Annotated in this window: 1 protein-coding gene; it reads right to left on the bottom strand. The window is 53.6% G+C overall.

Annotation, left to right across the window (positions count from 1 at the left end; all coding sequences use genetic code 11):
* On the bottom strand, positions 1–2,513 hold a 2,513-nt coding region (gene secA / locus AC1HCM_RS06000), incomplete at both ends, for a preprotein translocase subunit SecA (protein WP_479460863.1).

The following is a 2,513-nucleotide window of genomic DNA, read 5'->3' as shown; positions in this document are numbered from 1 at the left end:
TCAAGCCTCTTTGCCTTGAGCTTCTGTTTTCTGAGCCTCTCGCTCCTGAGCCTCTCCTTCAGGGTCTTGGGTCTGGGTCCCTTCCTGTCGCCGTCGGTTCCCGCATAGACAGCCTGACCGAGGATCTCCTCACGCCTTCTCTCTTCAGCTTCCCTCTCCTGCTCTATCTCCTCCTCGGACTTTATCTGAACCTGAAGCAGGGCGGAGACGGTGTGGCTCTTTATGTTGTGCAGGAGCTCCTCAAAGAGCTCAAAGGCTTCCCTCTTGTACTCTATCAGGGGGTCTCTCGCTGCATAGCCTCTCAGGTATATGCCTTCTCTAAGCCTGTCAAGGACGTGAAGGTGCTCCCTCCAGAGGGTATCAAGGATGTTCAGGAGCAGGACCCTCTCAAGCTCCCTCATGGTCTCTGGGCTTCCTATCTCCTTTTCCTTCTCCTCGTAGAGCTCTTTTAGCTTTTCGTGAAGGGCGTTTATGAGCTCTTCCTTGTCCCTGACCTTGGGTATCTCTATCTCCTTTCCCGTCCACTCTTTTAGGAAGTCCTTCAGGGGTTCAAGCTCCCAGAGCTCGGGGTCCTCCTCGGGAAGGAGCCTGTTTACCTCCCTCTCAAGGACATCTCTCATGAACTCGTGTATTTCCTCCTTAAGGTTTTCTCCCTCAAGGACGTCCCTTCTGAGGGAGTATATGACCTCCCTCTGGGTGTTCATGACGTTGTCGTACTCAAAGAGCCTCTTCCTTATCTGGAAGTTCTGAGCCTCAACCCTCTTCTGGGCGTTCTGTATAGCCTTGGTGACCATCCTGCTCTCTATGGGTTCGCCTTCGGGTATCTTGAGCATGTCCATGAGCTTTCCTACCCTCTCCCCTCCAAAGAGCCTGAGAAGGTCATCCTCAAGGGAGAGGACGAACCTTGACTCTCCGGGGTCTCCCTGCCTTCCCGAACGTCCCCTAAGCTGGTTATCTATCCTCCTTGACTCGTGCCTCTCGGTTCCTATCACGAGGAGTCCTCCCAGCTCCCTTACCTTGTCCTTCTCCTCCTCCGTGACCCTGTAAGCCTCCTCAAAGGCTCTCTTCCACTCTTCCTCGCTCGCTTCCTCGGGGTTCTTGACCTTGGTCTGGAGTATCTCCTTAGCCATGTACTCGGGGTTTCCACCGAGGAGTATGTCCGTTCCCCTTCCAGCCATGTTGGTCGCTATGGTCACCGCTCCGAGCCTTCCCGCCTGAGCTATTATGTAGGCTTCCTTCTCGTGGTGCTTGGCGTTGAGGATGTTGTGGGGTATCCCCTTCTTCGTTATCTCCTTTATCCTCTTCTCAAGCTCCTCGTCGCTTACGCCGTACTTTTTCTTCAGCTCCTCAATCCTCTCCCTTACCTCCTCTCTATCAAGTATCTTCTTCAGAAGCCTTTTGTTCTTCAGAAGGGCTGAGAGCTGTTCGTTGTCCTCTATGGACACGGTCCCCACGAGGACGGGTCTTCCGAAGAGGTGGTTTATCAGTATCTCCTCAACCACCTTCTCCCACTTCTCCTTCTTGGTCTTGTAGACGAGGTCGGGCAGATCCTTTCTTATCATGGGTCTGTGGGTGGGTATGACCACCACGTCAAGTCCGTATATCTCCCTGAACTCAAGGGCTTCGGTCTCTGCTGTTCCCGTCATTCCCGCGAGCTTTCTGTAGAGCTTGAAGTAGTTCTGGAAGGTGATGGAGGCGAGGGTCTGGTTCTCCTCCTTTACCTTAACCCCCTCCTTGACCTCTATGGCTTGGTGGAGCCCATCCGACCACCTCCTGCCGGGAAGAACCCTTCCTGTAAACTCGTCAACTATCAGGACCTCTCCGTCCCTGACTATGTAGTGAACGTCCCTCTTGAAGAGGTGGTGTGCCCTGACCGACTGGACTATGGCGTGGAGCAGGTCTATGTGCTTGAGGTCGTAGAGGTTGTCAATACCGAGCATCCTCTCTATCTTCGCTATCCCTTCCTCTGTCAGGGTTATGTTCCTGTTCTTCTCATCAACGGTGAAGTCCTTGTCCTTTTCAAGCTTCCTCACCACCGCGTCAGCGGTCCTGTAGATATCAATATCAACCTGAGCGGGTCCCGATATTATCAGGGGTGTCCTCGCCTCGTCTATGAGGATGGAGTCCACCTCGTCAACTATGGCGTAGTTGTGCCCCTTCACCTGAACTATGTCCTCTTTGGAGAAAGCCATGTTGTCCCTGAGGTAGTCAAAACCGAACTCGTTGTTGGTTCCGTAGGTTATGTTTGCGCTGTAGGCGTCCCTTCGGGATACTTCCCTCAGAACGGTGAAGAAGGCTTTCTTAGCCTCAACGTTAACCTTGTCGGAGGGAACGGTCTCCTCGTGGTAGCCTTTGGGCCACACCCTTAGGTCCTTCTCTATAGCCTCTCTGAACTTCTCCTCGTCAGCCCACTCAACCCTGTAGGACATTCCGTCGGAGTTTATCACGCCCACCTCAAGACCGAGGAACTTGTAGATGGGTCCCATCCACTGGGCGTCCCTTCGGGCGAGGTA

It is taken from the genome of Hydrogenivirga sp. (assembly GCF_056450045.1).
The sequence above is the reverse complement of the archived record's forward strand: the minus strand, read 5'-3'. Positions and strand labels throughout refer to the sequence as shown.